This window comes from Pseudomonas sp. R3.Fl (genome assembly GCF_023516765.1).
In the GTDB taxonomy this organism is placed as follows: domain Bacteria; phylum Pseudomonadota; class Gammaproteobacteria; order Pseudomonadales; family Pseudomonadaceae; genus Pseudomonas; species Pseudomonas citronellolis.
This window is the reverse complement of record NZ_JAMGSO010000001.1, coordinates 285,884-303,502: the sequence shown is the minus strand read 5'-3', so window position 1 is coordinate 303,502 and position 17,619 is coordinate 285,884. Positions and strand designations below refer to the sequence as shown.

Sequence of the window (17,619 nt, the reverse complement as noted above, 5' to 3'; positions counted from 1 at the left end):
CCCCGCGTGGATCAGGAAACCAGCCAAGTCCCCTTGAGTCGTGATCCGCGCGTCCTGCTGGACGACCCGCTGCTGGACAGCCTGCTGAGCCTCTGCGCGCTGCATCGCAAGCCGGCCAGCCGGGCGATGCTCACCAGTGGCCTGCCGCTGCCCGGGCAGCGCCTGTCCGCCGAGCTGCTGCCGCGCGCGGCGGCCCGCGCCGGCTTGCAGGGGCGCCTGCTGCGGCGGCCGCTGGAGCGGATCCCGGCCATCGCGCTGCCGGCCATGCTGCTGCTGCGCGACGGCCGCTGCGCCGTGCTGCTGGGCTGGGAGGCCGGCGGCGAGGCGCGCCTGCTGCTCAGCGAAAGCGACGGCGGCGAAGTGCGGGTGGCCCGCGAGCTGCTGGCCGAGGACTACGCCGGCCAGGCCTTCTTCGCCCAGCCGCAGCACCAGCATGACCTGCAGCACGGCGAGATGATCCCCCGCGCGCGGCGCTGGTTCCGCGACACTCTCATGCGCTCGCGCTGGCTGTACGTCGACGCGGTGGCGGCGAGCCTGCTGATCAACCTCATCGCCCTGGCCGCGCCGCTGTTCGTGATGAACGTCTACGACCGCGTGGTGCCCAACCAGGCCGCCGCCACCCTGTGGGTGCTGGCCGTCGGCATCAGCGGCGCCTACCTGTTCGACCTGCTGCTCAAGACCCTGCGCGGCCTGTGCCTGGACCTGGCCGGCAAGAAGACCGACCTGATCATCAGCGCGACGCTCTTCGAGCGCATCGTCGGCATGGACCTGAAGCAGCGCCCGGCGCGGGTCGGCAGCTTCGCCCAGAACATCCACGAGTTCCAGACGCTGCGCGACTTCCTCGCCTCGCTGACGCTGACCAGCCTGATCGACCTGCCGTTCACCCTGCTGATCCTGTTGGTGATCGGCATCATCGGCGGGCCGCTGGTGTTCGTCCCGCTGCTGGCCTTCCCGCTGGCCGCCGGCATCGGCTGGCTGCTGCAGAAGCCGCTGGTGGAAACCATGAACCGCACCATGGCCCTGGCCGCCGAGCGCCAGTCGAGCCTGATCGAGACCCTCGCCGGGCTCGACGCGGTCAAGGTCAACAACGCCGAGAGCGAGCGCCAGTACCTGTGGGAGCAGACCATCGGCACCCTCGGCCGCCTGGAATTGCGCGTCAAGCTGCTGTCCAGCCTGGCGATGAACCTGACGCTGCTGATCCAGGCCCTGGCCGGGGTGGTGATGATCATCGGCGGCGTCTACCTGATCATCGCCGGCGACCTCAGCATGGGCGGCCTGATCGCCTGCTACATGCTCAACGGCCGCGCCCTGGGCCCGCTGACCCAGCTCTCCGGGCTGATCCAGCGCTACCAGCAGGCGCGCCTGACCATGCACAGCACCGACCAGATGATGGCCCTGGAGCAGGAACGCAGCAGCAGCGAGCGCCCGCTGAGCCGCCAGCAGCTGCAGGGTGGCATCGAGCTGCGCCAGCTGAACTTCGCCTACCCGAACCAGCAGGTCGAGGCGCTGCACGACATCAACCTGGTGATCCGCCCCGGCGAGAAGGTCGGCATCATCGGCCGCAGCGGCTCGGGCAAGAGCTCCCTGGCCAAGCTGATCGTCGGCCTGCACCGCGCCGACAGCGGCAGCCTCTTGGTGGACGGCGTCGACACCCGCCAGTTGGACGTCAGCGACCTGCGCCACAACATCGGCTACCTGCCCCAGGACATCAACCTGTTCAGTGGCAGCCTGCGCGACAACCTGGTGGCCGGCGCGCGCTACGTCGACGACGAGACGGCGCTGCGCGCCGCCGAGCTGGCCGGGGTGCACGAGTTCGCCCGGCTGCACCCGCAGGGCTACGAACTGCAGGTGGGCGAGCGCGGCCTGAACCTCTCCGGCGGCCAGCGGCAGAACGTCGCCCTGGCCCGCGCGCTGCTGCTGGACCCGCCGATCCTGCTGCTCGACGAGCCGACCAGCTCCATGGACAACGCCGGCGAAGAGCGCCTGAAGCAGCGCCTGCAGCCGCTCATTGCCGACAAGACGCTGCTGCTGGTCACCCACCGCGCTTCCATGCTCAGCCTGGTGGAGCGCCTGGTGATCGTCGACCGAGGGCGGATCATCGCCGACGGGCCCAAGGACGTGGTGCTGGACGCATTGAAGAAGGGGCAGATCAGTGTCGCTTAATCCGTTCGGCCTCTTCGGCCAGTCCATCCGCGGCTATTTCCGCGGCAGCGAGGACCTTTCCGGGCAGCCGCTGCCGGAAGTCAGCAAGGCCCTGGTGGAGGACGCCCCGCGGGTGGTGCGCCTGACCATCTGGGCGCTGGTCGGCTTCGCCCTGTTCCTCGGCCTGTGGGCGCACTTCGCCGAGATCGACGAGGTGACCCGCGGCGAAGGCAAGGCGATTCCTTCGTCCAAGGTGCAGAAGATCCAGAACCTGGAAGGCGGCATCGTCTCGCAGATATTCGTCCACGAAGGCCAGGTGGTGCAGGCCGGCGAATCGCTGATGCGCCTGGACCCGACGCGCTTCCAGTCCAACGTCGGCGAGACCGAGGCCGACCGCCTGGCCATGTTCCTGCGCGTGGAGCGCCTTTCCGCCGAGGTGGAGGACCGCGAGCTGCGCATTCCCGACGACGTCCGCGCCAAGGTCCCGGGCCAGGCCGGCAGCGAGGAGGCACTGTTCCACAGCCGCCAGCAGCAGCTCAAGGACGAGGTCGCCGGCCTGGAGCAACAGCTGGTGCAGAAGCAGCAGGAGCTGCGCGAGTTCGCCTCCAAGCAGGCGCAGTACCGCAATAGCCTGGAGCTGCTGCGCCAGGAGATCGCCATGTCCGCGCCGCTGGTGGGGCAGGGCGCCATGTCCCAGGTGGAGCTGCTGCGCCTCAAGCGCGCCGAGGTGGAGAACCGCGGCCAGCTGGACGCCACCAGCCTGGCCATCCCCCGCGCCGAGGCGGCGATCAAGGAAGTCGAGCGCAAGGTCGCCGAGACCCGCGCGCGCTTCCGCAGCGACGCGCTCAAGGAACTCAACGAGGCGCGCACCGACCTGAGCAAGGCCGAAGCCACCGGCAAGGCCCTGGAGGACCGCGTCAACCGCACCCTGGTCACCTCGCCGGTGCGCGGCATCGTCAAGCAGCTGCTGGTGAACACCATTGGCGGGGTGATCCAGCCGGGCAGCGACCTGGTGGAAATCGTCCCGCTGGACGACACCCTGCTGGTGGAAGCGCGCATCCGCCCGCAGGACATCGCCTTCCTGCACCCCGGACAGAAGGCCATGGTCAAGTTCACCGCCTACGACTACACCATCTACGGCGGCCTGCCGGCGGAACTGGAGCAGATAGGCGCCGACACCGTCACCGACGAGGACGGCAACAGCTTCTACCTGATCAAGCTGCGCACCCGCAAAAGCCACCTGGGCAGCGACGAGAAACCGCTGCTGATCATCCCCGGGATGGTCGCCAGCGTGGACATCATGACGGGCAAGAAGAGCATTCTCAGTTACCTGCTCAAGCCCATCCTGCGGGCGCGGGCGGAGGCTTTGCGGGAGCGTTGAGGCGTACTGCTGGGGGCGCTGGCATTTTCGTAGGAGCGAGCTTGCTCGCGAATGGAGTTCCCCGGTGGCTGCGGTGTATTGGGTTGACTCCGCTCCCTCTCCCCAACCCTCTCCCTGAAGGGAGAGGGGGCTGTCCGGAGTGGGTGGGGAATTCGGAGTCATCCTGAAACTCCTCACTCCCCTCGTCATTCCCGCGAACGCGGGAACCCAGTGACTGTGCAGGGCTCGTGCGGAGGTTTTGTGGGGGCACTTGTAGGAGCGAGCTTGCTCGCGAACTGTGTTTCCCGGCGGCTGCGGTGCTTTCGGTGGACTCCGCACCCTCTCCCTGAAGGGAGAGGGGGCTGTTCGGAGTGGGTGGGGAATTCGGAGTCATCCTGAAACTCCTCACTCCCCCCGTCATTCCCGCGAACGCGCACTACTGTCCGGAATATTTATCGGGGAAAGTCTGGAGGGCTTGCGGGGGCTGAAGGCACGGGTTAAACCGTTGAGCGCCAACTCAACCTCACAGCCCCCGCAAGATGTTCAGGATAAGCCGTTTTCACGATGTTCTAAAAGCGCTGCCTCGCGGCGTCTTCGATCGACTGGTCGCCGAGCATGGCGCCGACAAGCACAGCAAGCGCTTTGGCAGTTGGGATCACCTGGTGGCCATGGTGTACGCCCACCTGGCAGGCGCGAGCAGCCTGCGTGCGCTTGAAACCAGCTTCAACAGCCACCCCCATCAGCACTATCACCTGGGTACGGGCCCGATCCGACGTTCCACCCTGGCCGACGCCAACGAACGCCGTAATACCGAGGTCTTCGCCCAGGCAGCGCACTACCTGATGGCGGGCGTCTGCCGGCAGTTACGCCGTGACGGGAAAGAACTGCTGTACCTGCTGGATTCCACCACGATCCCCCTCAAGGGCCCTGGCTTCGACGAATGGACGCTGTCCAATCGAACCCGCTCCCAGGGGCTGAAAGTCCATGTGCTGTATGCCGAGCAGGCGGCTGCGCCCGTGCACTGCAGCTTCAGCGCAGCCAACGTCAACGACGTTGATGAAGGCAGGAGGTTGAACATCGAACCGCAGGCCACCTACGTGTTTGACAAGGGTTATTACGACTTCAACTGGTGGGCGAGCCTGGATGCCCAGAAGGCCCGCTTCGTCACACGATTCAAGTCCAATGTGCAGCTCAAGGTCCTGGCTCAGCGCGAGATCCCCCAGCAAGACCGGGAAACGATCCTGCGAGACGAAGAGGTGAGTTTCTCCAACCGCAACCCAGGTGGCCGGCGGCGTAATCACTACACCCAGCCCCTGCGGCGGATCCTGGTGAACCGCCCAGGCGATGAGCCGCCTCTGAGCCTGGCGACCAACGACCTGAGTAGCCCGGCGGCAGAAATCGCCGAGCGCTACCGGGATCGCTGGCGGATCGAGCTGTTTTTCAAATGGATCAAGCAACACCTGAAGGTCAGGCGTTTCCTGGGCCGTAGCGAGAATGCCGTGCGCCTCCAGATTCTCTGTGCGCTGATCAGCTATTTGCTGCTGAGTCTTTACCAACGCAGAACGGGAACGCAGCAGAGCCTGTGGATGTTGATGGTGGAGGTGCAGGCGACGCTGTTTCAGCGCCCTGGTCTAGAGGCCGAACGTTACCGACGACGACAGGAGCGAATGCGCGAAATCAACCTGCGTCAGGGGCAGCTGTTAATAGCATGAGGCGTGCCGGACAGCAGTGCGCGAACGCGGGAACCCAGTGACTGTGCAGGGCTCGTGCAGAGGCTTCGCAGGAGCGCCAAGGGCTCTTGTAGGAGCGAGCTTGCTCGCGAATGGAGTTCCCCGGTGGCTGTGGTGTATCGGGTTGACTCCGCTCCCTCTCCCCAGCCCTCTCCCTGAAGGGAGAGGGGGCTAGTCCGTGCCGAGAGGTGGCCTGGTTTCAGCCGGCAGTCAGGGTGCTAGCCGTCTGACTCTAGAACATCAGCATCTGCCCAACGGTCCCCTCTCCCTTCAGGGAGAGGGCTAGGGAGAGGGCGCTCTTCATGCTCTTCGAATTCCTCCCGCCCCTCAACCCCACATGACCTCAGACTGGCTCCTGGCAGACATCCACCCAATCAGCCTCGACCAGGCTCGCCAGGCGTTCCGGGGCGATGCGCACGGCGCTGTGCAGGGCGCCGGCCGCCGGCAGCACTTCGTCGAAGGCGCGCAGCGACACGTCGCAGTACACCGGCAGCGGGCTGGCCAGGCCGAAGGGGCAGACGCCGCCCACCGGGTGGCCGGTGAGTTCCACCACTTCCTCGGCGCCGAGCATTTTCGCCTTGCCGCCCAGGGCTTCCTTGAGCTTGCGGTTGTCCAGGCGGGCGTCGCCGCGGGCGACCACCAGCACGGTGCGCTCGCCCACCCGCAGCGACAGCGTCTTGGCGATGCGCCCCGGCTCCACGCCGTGGGCCTCGGCGGCCAGGGCGACGGTGGCGGTGCTGGTGTCCAGTTCGATGATGGTGATGTCGGGGGCCTTCTCGGCGAAGAAGGCGCGGACCGATTCCAGGCTCATGCTGGGGCTCCTTGCTCGGGGTTTCTCGGGAACCGGCCAATCTAGGGCCTCGGGCGGCGGGCGTCCAGCCTGGCGGGGGCGTTCGTCGCGCCGGCTTGCCCGGTCGCCGGGCCTGTCTATCGTTCTTCCTGTTTGCCGCCATCGCCGCTCGGGCGGTGCCGACGAACGGTCTGCGCTGTTGTCGATCGCGCCCCGCGCGCATCGACTACCAGGCAGAGCGGGGCAGTGGGCCCACTCGACTTCACGAGAAGAGGAGAACCACCATGCGCTTCATGGCGATAGTCAAGGCCACCGCGGATTCGGAGGCCGGCGTCATGCCCTCGGAAGAGCTGCTGACGGCCATGGGCAAGTTCAACGAGGAGCTGGTCGCCGCCGGGGTGATGCTCGCCGGCGAAGGCCTGCAGCCCAGCTCGAAGGGCGCCCGGGTGCGTTTCGACGGCGCCTCGCGCACGGTCGTCGACGGCCCCTTCGCCGAGACCCGCGAGCTGATCGCCGGCTTCTGGCTGCTGCAGTGCGACTCGTTGCAGGAGTGCATTGACTGGATCAAGCGCTGCCCCAGCCCCTTCGACGGCCCGTCGGAGATCGAGATCCGCCAGGTCTTCGAGGCCGAGGACTTCGGCGCCGAATTCACCGAGGAACTGCGCGAGCAGGAAGAACGCCTGCGCGCCCGCATCGCCGGCAAGGACTGAGCCGGCAGGAGACTCCAGATGAAAATCCAGGCCTACCTGATCTTCGACGGCAACTGCGAGCAAGCCTTCACCCGCTATGCCGAGGTGCTAGGCGGCAAGCTGCCGATGCTCATGCGCTTCAAGGACGCCCCGGACATGGGGCAGATTCCACCCGACGCCGCCGACCGCGTGATGCACGTGCGCCTGGAGGTGGGCGACCAGGTGCTGATGGGTTCGGACAATTGCCCGCCGATGCCCTACGAGGGCACCAAGGGCGTGTCCGTCTCCCTGCAGGTGGACAGCAAGGCCGAGGCCCGGCGCATCTACGAGGCCCTGAGCGAAGGCGGCCAGGTCACCATGGAACTGCAGCAGACCTTCTGGGCCGCCGCCTTCGCCATGTTCACCGACCGCTTCGGGGTGCCCTGGATGGTCAACTGCGAGCAGGACCGCTGAGCGCCGCCGAAGACGGGCCCAGCGGATGGCGCGGCCTCAGGGCTTGCCGGCCGCCTGGGCCTGCTGCTTCAGGCGTTCGGCGATCTTCTGGTTCACGTCCTGCTGCACCTGGTCGATGCTGAAGCTGGCCGGGCGTTGGCTCGGCGGCCACTCGACGAAGCTCTGCAGGAACTGCGCGGCGCGCAGGGTGCCGAAGGCGATCAGGTGGCCGTTGTCCACCAGCCATTTGTTGTACTGGTTGGACACCACGTCGGCGCTCTCGTACGGGTCCATGCGCAGGTTGTACAGCTTGGGCACCCGCAGGCAGACGAAGGGCTCGCTCCACACCTCGAAGCCGCCGGGCTTGCGCTGTTCGCAGAACACCAGCTTCCAGTCGCCGAAGCGCGTGGCCACCAGCAGGCCGTCGTCGTTGAAGTAGTAGAAGTCGTCGCGCGCGCCCTTGGGCGCCTTGCCGGTGAGGTAGGCGAGCTGGTCGTAGCCGTCCAGGTGCACCTTGAAGCTCGGCCCGCCGCTCAGCGGCGCCCAGCCCTTGAGCAGCTTCTGCTTCACCTCGGGCACGCCGGCGGCGGCGAGCAGGGTGGGGAACCAGTCCAGCCCGGAGAACATCTCGTTGGACACCTGCCCGGCCTGGATGTGGCCCGGCCAGCGGACCATCGCCGGCACGCGGAAGGCGCCCTCGTAGTTGGAGTTCTTCTCGTTGCGGAACGGGCTGGTGGCGGCGTCCGGCCAGGTGTAGCGGTTCGGGCCGTTGTCGGTGGTGTAGACGACGATGGTGTTGTCGCTGATCTTCAGCTCGTCCAGCGCCTTGAGCAGCTTGCCCACGTCGCCGTCGTGCTCGAGCATGCCGTCGGCGTAAATGTTGTCGGGCATGCCGCTCTGGCCCTTCATCGCGTCGCGCACGTAGGTGTTGGCGTGCATGCGCGTGGTGTTCATCCAGACGAAGAACGGCTTGTCGGCCTTGGCCTGCTTGTCGATGAAGTCGATCGCCGCCTGGGTGGTCTCGTCATCGATGGTCTGCATGCGCTTCTTGTTCAGCGCGCCGGTGTCCTCGATGCGGCCGTCGGCATAGGAGTGGATCACCCCGCGCGGCATGAAGTGCTTGGCCAGCGGGTCGTTCGGGTCCTTCGGCCAGGTGGGCGACTCGGGGGCCTCCTCGACGTTGAGGTGGTAGAGGTTGCCGAAGAACTCGTCGAAGCCGTGGTTGGTCGGCAGGTATTCGTCGCGGTCGCCCAGGTGGTTCTTGCCGAACTGCCCGGTGGCGTAGCCGGCGGCCTTGAGCGCCTGGGCGATGGTGATGTCGCGCGCCTGCAGGCCCACCGGCGAGCCGGGGATGCCGACCTTGGTCAGGCCGGTGCGCAGCGGCGACTGCCCGGTGATGAAGCTGGCGCGGCCGGCGGTGCAGCTGTTCTCGGCGTAATAGTCGGTGAACAGCATGCCTTCGTGGGCGATGCGGTCGATGTTCGGCGTCTTGTAGCCGAGCAGGCCCATGGAATAGGCGCTGATGTTCGACTGGCCGATGTCGTCGCCGAAGATCACCAGGATGTTCGGTTTCTCCGCCGCGCCGGCGACCAGGGTGGTGGCGGCCAAGGCGGTGGCCAGGGCTAGGCGGGGCAACCAACTGCGTGTGCGCTGCATGGCGCGGCTCTCCGTAAGGCTTGGGGTACGGGCCCGGCATGGGGCGGGGAGAGGGCATTGATAGCGGCGGGCAGGGCGGGCGCCTATCGCACCGAAGCACGACATTCATCAGCGTGATGGTATGACTGTGCGCTGTAGGGAATGCGGGTTGGCGGGCATGACAGGAGGATGTGGGGCTGACAGAAATGTTCGATAATCGCACCGATAGTCGATAATCGCATTGTTTGGCCCCCGGCCCCGGCGCTACTGTCTTGCCCATCGGCATCCTCGGATGCCCTGGACCCCAAGACGAGACCGACAATGGCTGAACTCCTGACCCTGCGCGAAGCGGTCGAGCGTTTCGTGAACGACGGCGATACCGTCGCCCTCGAAGGCTTCACCCACCTGATCCCCACCGCCGCTTCCCACGAACTCATCCGCCAGGGCAAGAAAGACCTGCACCTGGTGCGCATGACTCCCGACCTGGTCTACGATCTACTGATCGGCGCCGGCTGCGCCCGCAAGCTGACCTTCTCCTGGGGCGGCAACCCCGGCGTGGGTTCGCTGCACCGCCTGCGCGACGCGGTGGAGAAGGGCTGGCCGCAAGCGCTGGAGATCGACGAGCACAGCCACGCCGACCTGGCCAACTCCTACGTGGCCGGCGCCTCCGGCCTGCCGTTCGCCGTGCTGCGCGCCTACGCCGGCTCCGACCTGCCGAAGGTCAACCCGAACATCAGGTTCATCAACTGCCCGTTCACCGGCGAGCAACTGGCCGCCGTGCCCTCGGTACGCCCGGACGTCACCGTGATCCACGCGCAGAAGGCCGACCGCAAGGGCAACGTGCTGCTGTGGGGCATCCTCGGCGTGCAGAAGGAGGCCGCCCTGGCCGCCAAGCGCTGCATCGTCACCGTGGAAGAGATCGTCGACGACCTCAACGCGCCGATGAACGCCTGCGTGCTGCCGACCTGGGCGCTGTCCGCCGTCTGCCACGTGCCCGGCGGCGCGCACCCGTCCTACGCCCACGGCTACTACGAGCGCGACAACCGCTTCTACCAGGCCTGGGACCCGATCGCCCGCGACCGCGAGACCTTCACCGCCTGGATCGACACCTACATCCGCGGCACTAAGGATTTCGCCGAGTTCCAGAAGAAAATCGCGGAGGGCAAATGATGAGCGCCTACAGTACCAATGAAATGATGACCGTGGCCGCCGCCCGTCGCCTGAAGAACGGCGCGGTCTGCTTCGTCGGCATCGGCCTGCCGTCCAAGGCCGCCAACCTGGCGCGCCTGACCTCCTCGCCGGACGTGGTCCTGATCTACGAATCCGGCCCCATCGGCGCCAAGCCCAGTGTGCTGCCGCTGTCCATCGGCGACGGCGAGCTGGCCGAAACCGCCGACACCGTGGTGCCCACCGGCGAAATCTTCCGCTACTGGCTGCAGGGCGGGCGCATCGACGTCGGCTTCCTCGGCGCCGCCCAGGTCGACCGCTTCGGCAACATCAACACCACCGTGATCGGCGACTACAACAAGCCGAAAGTGCGCCTGCCCGGCGCCGGCGGCGCCCCGGAGATCGCCGGTTCCGCCAAGGAAGTGCTGATCATCCTCAAGCAGTCGCACCGCACCTTCGTCGACAAGCTGGCCTTCATCACCTCGGTCGGCTTTGGCGAGGGCGGCGACCACCGCCAGCAGCTCGGCCTGCCCGGCAAGGGCCCGGTGGCGATCATCACCGACCTGTGCATCATGGAGCCGGAAGCCGGCAGCAACGAATTCATCGTCACCGCGCTGCACCCGGGCGTGAGCCGCGAGCAGGTGATCGAGAACACCGGCTGGGCCATCCGCTTCGCCGAGCAGGTCGTCGAGACCGTGGCGCCCACCGAGGTCGAGCTGGAAGCCCTGCGCGCCCTGGAAGCCCGCACCGCGGCCGCCCACGGCCAGCAAGGGGGTGAGGAATGAGTCGCGAGGTCTACATCTGCGACGCCGTGCGCACGCCCATCGGCCGCTTCGGCGGCGCGCTCTCGGCGGTGCGCGCCGACGACCTGGCCGCCACCCCGATCAAGGCCCTGGTCGAGCGCAACCCGCAGGTCGACTGGGCGCAGCTGGACGAGGTCTACCTCGGCTGCGCCAACCAGGCCGGCGAGGACAACCGCAACGTCGCGCGCATGGCGCTGCTGCTGGCCGGCCTGCCGGAGAGCATCCCCGGCGTGACCCTCAATCGCCTCTGCGCCTCGGGCATGGACGCGGTGGGCACGGCCTTCCGCGCCATCGCCAGCGGCGAGATCGAGCTGGCCATCGCCGGCGGCGTGGAATCCATGTCCCGCGCGCCCTACGTGATGGGCAAGGCGGACAGCGCCTTCGGCCGCGGCCAGAAGATCGAGGACACCACCATCGGCTGGCGCTTCATCAACCCGCTGATGAAGGCCCAGTACGGCGTCGACGCCATGCCGCAGACCGCCGACAACGTCGCCGACGACTATAAGGTCAGCCGCGCCGACCAGGACGCCTTCGCCCTGCGCAGCCAGCAACTGGCCGGGCGCGCCCAGGCCGCCGGCTACTTCGCCGAGGAAATCGTCCCGGTGGTGATCAAGGGCCGCAAGGGCGAGACCGTCGTCGACACCGACGAACACCCGCGCCCGGACACCACCGCCGAAGCCCTGGCCAAGCTCAAGCCGGTCAACGGCCCGGACAAGACCGTCACCGCCGGCAACGCCTCGGGCGTCAACGACGGTTCGGTGGCGCTGATCCTGGCTTCCGCCGAGGCGGTGAAGAAACATGGCCTGAAACCCCGCGCCAAGGTGCTGGGCATGGCCAGCGCCGGCGTCGCCCCGCGGGTCATGGGCATCGGCCCGGTGCCGGCGGTGCGCAAGCTGCTGGAGCGCCTGAACCTGGCGGTGGGCGACTTCGACGTCATCGAACTGAACGAGGCCTTCGCCGCCCAGGGCCTGGCGGTCACCCGCGAGCTGGGCATCGCCGACGACGACGCCCGCGTCAACCCCAACGGCGGCGCCATCGCCCTCGGCCACCCGCTGGGCGCCAGCGGCGCCCGCCTGGTCCTGACTGCGGTGCACCAATTGGAGAAGAGCGGCGGCAAGCGCGGCCTGTGCACCATGTGCGTGGGCGTGGGGCAGGGTGTGGCGCTGGCGGTTGAGCGCGTCTGAGGCTGTCCATTGGTTTCCCGCGTTCGCGGGAATGACGGGTCGAGAGTCGTGTTTTCCGACGTCATTCCCGCGAACGCGGGAACCCAATAAACCTGCAACAATCCCCGGCGCCCGCATTACAGCGGGCGCCGCTCATGAATGAACGGGAGTCCCCGATGCCTACCGTCAAGCTCGCCGATGGCGAACTGAACTACCTCCTCGAAGGCCCGGCCGGCGCGCCGGTGCTGGTGCTGTCCAACTCCCTGGGCACCGACCTGCACATGTGGGACGCGCAGATCCCGGCCTTCACCCAACACTTCCAGGTGCTGCGCTACGACACCCGCGGCCACGGCGCCTCGCTGGTCAGCGAGGGCCCCTACAGCATCGAACAGCTCGGTGGCGACGTGCTGGCCCTGCTGGACGCGCTGAACATCGCCAAGGCCAGCTTCTGCGGCCTGTCCATGGGCGGCCTGATCGGCCAGTGGCTGGCGATCAACGCCCCCGAGCGCATCGAGCGCCTGGTGCTGTGCAACACCGCCGCCAAGATCGGCACCCCGGAAGTCTGGAACCCGCGCATCGACACCGTGCTTTCCGGTGGCGCCCAGGCCATGCGCGACCTGCGCGACGCCTCCATCTCGCGCTGGTTCACCGCCGACTTCGCCGAGGCCCAGCCGGGCAAGGTCGAGCCCATCGTGGCCATGCTGGCGCAGACCTCTCCCGAGGGTTACGCGGCCAACTGCGCCGCGGTGCGCGACGCCGACTTCCGCGAGCAGCTGGGCGCCATCCGCGCGCCGACCCTGGTCGTCTGCGGCAGCGGCGACCCGGTGACCACCACCGAGCACGGCCGCTTCATGCAGGAACGCATCCAGGGCGCCGAACTGGTGGAATTCCACGCCGCGCACCTGTCCAACGTCCAGGCCGGCGACGCCTTCAGCGACAAGGTGCTGGCCTTCCTCCGCGCTTGATGTTCCGGCGGCGCAACTGTCTTGCCGACTGCGCCGAGGTGCTTTTCGTAGGATGGGTTGAGCTTGCGATACCCATCGGACCCTGGTGATGGGTATCGCTTCGCTCAACCCATCCTACGGGGTGCCAACCGCGGTGGTTCTATGTAGGAGCGCGCCCTGCGCGCGATTCGCGGGCAGGGCCCGCTCCTACAGGTTCACGCCGAACGGTTCCCTCTCCCTCTGGGAGAGGGCTGGAAGTCAGGCGTAATCGCGGATAAATCCGCTCCTACAGGTTGACGCCGAATTTTCCGTGCGCGCCGAACGGCTCCCTCTCCCTCTGGGAGAGGGCTGGGGTGAGGGAACGGAATCCCCTCGAACCCCAGCGGCCCCGGCCAACACCGTCGATTGCCCGCCTCAGGATTTCAACTCCTCCAGCTCCCGATACAACTCCAGCGCCTGCGGGTTGGCCAGGGCGTCGGTGTTCTTCACCGGCCTGCCGTGCACCACGTTGCGTACCGCCAGCTCGACTATCTTGCCGCTGAGGGTGCGGGGGATGTCGGCCACCGCGATGATCTTCGCCGGCACGTGGCGCGGGGTGGTGTTGGCGCGGATGGTCCGGCGGATTTTCTCTTCTAGCGCCTCGTCCAGCTGCACGCCTTCGCGCAGGCGCACGAACAGCACCACGCGCACGTCGCCCTGCCAGTCCTGGCCGATGGCGATGGATTCCAGCACCTCGTCGACCTTTTCCACCTGGCGGTAGATTTCCGCCGTGCCGATGCGCACGCCGCCGGGGTTGAGCACGGCGTCGGAGCGGCCGTGGATCACCAGGCCGCCGTGGGCGGTTTCCTCGGCGTAGTCGCCGTGGGCCCAGATGCCGGGGAAGGTGGCGAAGTAGGCGTCGTGGAATTTCTCGCCCTGCGGATCGTTCCAGAAGCCCACCGGGATCGACGGGAAATGCCGGGTGCAGACCAGCTCGCCCTTGCCGCTGCGCAGGCGCCTGCCGTCGTCGTCCCAGACTTCCACCGCCATGCCCAGGCCCTTGCATTGCAGCTCGCCGCGCCACACCGGCGCTGTGGGGTTGCCCAGGGCGAAGCAGGAGACGATGTCGGTGCCGCCGGAGATGGACGACAGGCACAGGTCGGCCTTGATGTCGCGGTAGACGTAGTCGAAGCTTTCGTGGGCCAGCGGCGAGCCGGTGGAGAGCAGCGTCTGCAGGCTGTCCAGGCTATGCGTCTGCGCTGGCTTCACGCCGGCTTTTTCCAGCGCTGCGATGTATTTGGCGCTGGTGCCGAAGACCTTGATGGCTTCGGCGTCGACCAGGTCCATCAGCCGCTCCGGGCCGGGGTGGAAGGGCGAGCCGTCGTAGAGCACCAGGCTGGCGCCCACCGCCAGGCCCGAGACCAGCCAGTTCCACATCATCCAGCCGCAGGTGGTGTAGTAGAACAGCACGTCGCCGGAGTGCAGGTCGGTGTGCAGCGCGTGTTCCTTGAGATGCTGCAGCAGCACGCCGCCGGTGGAATGGACGATGCACTTGGGCACGCCGGTGGTGCCGCTGGAGTAGAGGATGTACAGCGGATGGGTGAAGGATACCGGGGTGAATTCGGGTTCGCCGCCGCTCTGGTAGAAGTCGTTCCACAGGGTGATCCGTGCAACGGATTTGCAATCCGTCGCACGGGCCTCCGGGCGCGCATAAGGCACCAGCACCAGCTCTTGCAGCGAGGGTAACTGCGCCAGTATCTCGTTGAGCTTGCCGGTCAGGTCCTGCAGCTTGCCGGCATAGCGGTAGCCGGCGCAGGCGATCAGCACCTTGGGCTCGATCTGGCCGAAGCGGTCGATCACCCCCTGGGTGCCGAAGTCCGGCGAGCAGCTCGACCAGGTGGCACCCAGGCTGGTGGCGGCGAGCATCCCCACCAGGGTCTGCCAGGTGTTGGGCATGAAGGCCGCCACGCGGTCGCCCGGGCCCACCCCGGCAGCGCGCAGGCTGCGTTGCAGGCCGGCGACCTGGGCGGCCAGCTCGGCATGGCTGAGGCTTTCGCGGCTGCCGTCTTCGCCAATGGCCACCACCGCCGTGGCTTCGTCACGGCGGCGCAGCAGGTGTTCGGCGAAGTTCAGGGTGGCGCCGGGGAACCAGCGCGCGTCGGGCATCCGCGGGCCTTCCTCCAGCACCGTGCGCGGCGGGCTGTGGAAGCGCACGTCGAAGCCATCGACGATGGCCTGCCAGAAGGCCTCGCGGTGCTCGATGCTCCAGGCGTGCAGGGCGGGGTAGTCGGCCAGCGCCAGGCCATGGCGCTGGTTGACCTGGCGGCGGAAGGCGTCCATCCGGCTGGCGGCGATGCGTTCGGCGGAAGGGGTCCACAAGGGTTTCATAGGGGCGTCCGTCCATCCACTGCTTGTCCTGTCAGTGTGGCACGGGATGGCGACGTCTTCCGCCCGGCGACGATCCGGCGATGGCCCCCGCCGGCTGGCGGCGGGGGCGGGCGCTCACTGGGCGACCCAGCCGCCGTCCATGTTCCAGGCGGCGCCGCGCACCTGGGCGGCGGCCTCGCTGCAGAGGAACAGCGCCAGCTCGCCCAGTTGCCCGGGGGTGACGAACTCCAGCGACGGCTGCTTTTCCGCCAGCAGGTCGTGGCGCGCCTGCTCGGGGCTGGCGCCCTCGGCCACGCGCGCGTCTATCTGCTTCTGCACCAGCGGCGTCAGCACCCAGCCGGGGCAGATGGCGTTGCAGGTGATGGGCGTGGTGGCGGTTTCCAGGGCGACGCTCTTGGTCAGGCCGATCACCCCGTGCTTGGCGGCGACGTAGGCGCTCTTGCCGGCGGAGGCCACCAGGCCGTGGGTGGAGGCGACGTTGACGATGCGCCCCCAGTTGCGCCGGCGCATGCCCGGCAGCGCCAGGCGGGTGCTGTGGAACACCGCGGAGAGGTTGATGGCGATGATCGCGTTCCAGCGTTCCACCGGGAAGTCTTCCACGGCGTCCACGTGCTGGATGCCGGCGTTGTTGACCAGGATGTCCAGCGCGCCGAACTCGCGCTCGACGTAGGCGATCATCTCGGCGATCTGCGCCGGCTCGGCCATGTCCGCCGGGTGGTGGCCGAGCCGCGTGCCGTGGCGGCCCAGCTCGGTCAGGGCGCCCTCGACATCGCCGAAGCCGTTGATCACCACCTGGGCGCCGGCCGCGGCCAGGCTGTGGGCGATGCCCAGGCCGATGCCGCTGGTGGCGCCGGTGACCAGCGCGATCTTGCCTTTGAGGTTCATGGTCGTTTCTCCTGCCTGTGGCGGCTCTCAGCGGGCCGCCGGGTGGTACACGGCATCAAACGATGCCGGTTGCGTAGAAGGTAGCGATCACCACGAAGACCGCCAGGGTCTTGATCAGGGTGATGGCGAAGATGTCCTTGTAGGCCTCGCGGTGGGTCAGCCCGGTGACCGCCAGCAGGGTGATGACCGCGCCGTTGTGCGGCAGCGTGTCCATCCCGCCGCTGGCCATGGCGGCGACGCGGTGCAGCACCTCCAGGGGGATGTTGGCGGCGTGGGCGGCGGCGATGAACTGTTCGGACATGGCCGCCAGGGCGATGCTCATGCCGCCGGAGGCCGAGCCGGTGATGCCGGCCAGGGTGGTGACGGTGATGGCTTCGTTGACCAGCGGGTTGGGGATGCTCTTGAGCGCATCGGCCAGCACCAGGAAGCCCGGCAGCGAGGCGATGACCGCGCCGAAACCGTATTCCGAGGCGGTGTTCATGGCCGCCAGCAGGGCGCCGGACACCGCGGTCTTGCTGCCCTCGGCGAGGCGGCTGCGGATCGCCCGGTAGCTGCTGACCAGCACCAGCAGGATGCCCAGCAGCAGCGCCGCCTGCACCGCCCAGATGCCGGTGAGCTTGCTCACGTCGCTGGCCACCGGCGCGGCCATGCCGGCCAGTTGCAGGCTGTGGGTCTTGCCGTAGAGCTGCGGAATCCAGTGGGTGAACAGCAGGTTGGCCACGCCCACCAGCACCAGCGGCGACAGCGCCAGCAGCGGGTGGGGCAGGGCGATGTCGCCGGCGGTTTCCGGCTCGTTGCGCAGCTCGCGGCCATAGCCTTCGCCGGCGGCGCGGGCGCGCCCGGCCTGGCGGCGCAGGAACAGCATGCCGGCGAAGAACACGAACAGGCTGCCGATCAGCCCCAGCCAGGGCGCGGCCCAGCCGTTGGTGCCGAAGAAGGCGGTGGGGATGATGTTCTGGATCTGCGGGGTGCCGGGCAGGGCGTCCATGGTGAAGCTGAAGGCGCCCAGGGCGATGGTCGCCGGGATCAGCCGCTTGGGGATGTCGCTCTGGCGGAACATCTCGGCGGCGAAGGGGTACACCGCGAACACCACCACGAACAGCGACACGCCGCCATAGGTGAGCAGGGCGCACACCAGCACTATCACCAGCATGGCCTGGCGGGTGCCGAGCAGGCGGATGGCCGCCGCGACTATGGAGCGCGAGAAGCCCGACAGCTCGATGAGCTTGCCGAACACGGCGCCGAGCAGGAACACCGGGAAGTAGAGTTTGACGAAGCCGACCATCTTCTCCATGAACACGCCGGTGAAGGCCGGCGCCACCGCCGACGGGTCGGTGAGGAGCACGGCGAGCAGCGCCGCGATGGGGGCGAAGAGGATGACGCTGTAGCCGCGGTAGGCGGCCAGCATCAGCAGGGCGAGGGCGGCGAGGGCGATGACCACGCTCATGGGCAGTTCTCCTGGAACTGCGCGGCACGGCGGCCGCGCATGATTATTGTGGTGGTGGCGGGAAC

At 67.9% G+C, this 17,619-nt stretch carries 14 protein-coding genes; 9 read left to right on the top strand and 5 right to left on the bottom strand.

Annotation, left to right across the window (positions count from 1 at the left end; genetic code table 11):
• Positions 1 to 6: 6 nt before the first annotated feature.
• The 3 genes from M8R19_RS01155 (at position 7) to M8R19_RS01145 (ending at position 5,214) form a co-directional block, all read left to right on the top strand.
• Positions 7 to 2,163, top strand: coding sequence for a type I secretion system permease/ATPase (locus tag M8R19_RS01155; RefSeq protein WP_249916768.1), 2,157 nt, complete (start codon positions 7 to 9; stop codon positions 2,161 to 2,163).
• The gene (locus M8R19_RS01150) at positions 2,153 to 3,523 is read left to right on the top strand and encodes an HlyD family type I secretion periplasmic adaptor subunit (protein WP_074979338.1); all 1,371 of its coding nucleotides are present in this window, start codon (positions 2,153 to 2,155) and stop codon (positions 3,521 to 3,523) included. Before M8R19_RS01155 ends, M8R19_RS01150 begins: the two co-directional genes overlap by 11 nt.
• Positions 3,524 to 4,041: 518 nt before the next feature.
• Positions 4,042 to 5,214, top strand: coding sequence for an IS4 family transposase (locus M8R19_RS01145; RefSeq protein WP_249916767.1), 1,173 nt, complete (start codon positions 4,042 to 4,044; stop codon positions 5,212 to 5,214).
• Positions 5,215 to 5,575: 361 nt separating this feature from the next.
• Here the strand turns inward: M8R19_RS01145 and M8R19_RS01140 are convergent, their stop codons facing one another.
• Complete coding sequence (locus tag M8R19_RS01140; RefSeq protein WP_249916766.1) at positions 5,576 to 6,043, bottom strand: YbaK/EbsC family protein; 468 nt, start codon at positions 6,041 to 6,043, stop codon at positions 5,576 to 5,578.
• A gap of 263 nt (positions 6,044 to 6,306) precedes the next feature.
• Here M8R19_RS01140 and M8R19_RS01135 point away from each other — a divergent pair, with 263 nt between their 5' ends.
• Together M8R19_RS01135 and M8R19_RS01130 are read left to right on the top strand one after the other, a co-directional pair.
• Positions 6,307 to 6,732 carry a YciI family protein gene (locus M8R19_RS01135; protein WP_009622245.1) on the top strand — a complete coding sequence of 142 codons (426 nt, stop codon included), beginning with the start codon at positions 6,307 to 6,309 and terminating at the stop codon, positions 6,730 to 6,732.
• 18 nt (positions 6,733 to 6,750) lie between these two features.
• Entirely contained in the window at positions 6,751 to 7,164 is a 414-nt protein-coding gene (locus M8R19_RS01130) for a VOC family protein (RefSeq protein WP_074979334.1), read from the top strand.
• 36 nt (positions 7,165 to 7,200) lie between these two features.
• Here M8R19_RS01130 and M8R19_RS01125 read toward each other — a convergent pair whose 3' ends face one another.
• Complete coding sequence (locus tag M8R19_RS01125) at positions 7,201 to 8,799, bottom strand: arylsulfatase (RefSeq protein ID WP_249916765.1); 1,599 nt, start codon at positions 8,797 to 8,799, stop codon at positions 7,201 to 7,203.
• A gap of 300 nt (positions 8,800 to 9,099) precedes the next feature.
• Between M8R19_RS01125 and M8R19_RS01120 the strand changes: the two genes are divergently transcribed.
• The 4 genes from M8R19_RS01120 to pcaD all read left to right on the top strand — a co-directional run bounded on the left by M8R19_RS01120 (position 9,100) and on the right by pcaD (position 12,876).
• Complete coding sequence (locus tag M8R19_RS01120; RefSeq protein WP_058489861.1) at positions 9,100 to 9,948, top strand: CoA transferase subunit A; 849 nt, start codon at positions 9,100 to 9,102, stop codon at positions 9,946 to 9,948.
• Positions 9,948 to 10,730, top strand: a complete 783-nt coding sequence (locus tag M8R19_RS01115; RefSeq protein ID WP_074979330.1) for a CoA-transferase subunit beta — start codon at positions 9,948 to 9,950, stop codon at positions 10,728 to 10,730. The genes M8R19_RS01120 and M8R19_RS01115 overlap by 1 nt, the downstream gene beginning before the upstream one ends.
• Entirely contained in the window at positions 10,727 to 11,932 is a 1,206-nt protein-coding gene (pcaF, locus tag M8R19_RS01110) for a 3-oxoadipyl-CoA thiolase (protein ID WP_249916764.1), read from the top strand. Before M8R19_RS01115 ends, pcaF begins: the two co-directional genes overlap by 4 nt.
• A 155-nt stretch (positions 11,933 to 12,087) precedes the next feature.
• A complete protein-coding gene (gene pcaD / locus M8R19_RS01105) occupies positions 12,088 to 12,876 on the top strand; it encodes a 3-oxoadipate enol-lactonase (protein WP_249916763.1) in 789 nt (262 codons plus the stop codon).
• Between the two features lie 393 nt (positions 12,877 to 13,269).
• On the opposite strand, the gene M8R19_RS01100 is transcribed toward pcaD, so the two are convergent.
• From M8R19_RS01100 to M8R19_RS01090, 3 genes are all read right to left on the bottom strand, one after another.
• Complete coding sequence (locus M8R19_RS01100) at positions 13,270 to 15,222, bottom strand: acetoacetate--CoA ligase (RefSeq protein ID WP_249916762.1); 1,953 nt, start codon at positions 15,220 to 15,222, stop codon at positions 13,270 to 13,272.
• A gap of 114 nt (positions 15,223 to 15,336) precedes the next feature.
• Positions 15,337 to 16,107, bottom strand: coding sequence for a 3-hydroxybutyrate dehydrogenase (locus M8R19_RS01095; protein WP_249916761.1), 771 nt, complete (start codon positions 16,105 to 16,107; stop codon positions 15,337 to 15,339).
• A 55-nt stretch (positions 16,108 to 16,162) separates the two neighbouring features.
• Entirely contained in the window at positions 16,163 to 17,554 is a 1,392-nt protein-coding gene (locus tag M8R19_RS01090) for a GntP family permease (RefSeq protein WP_074979319.1), read from the bottom strand.
• Between the last annotated feature and the right edge of the window lie 65 nt (positions 17,555 to 17,619).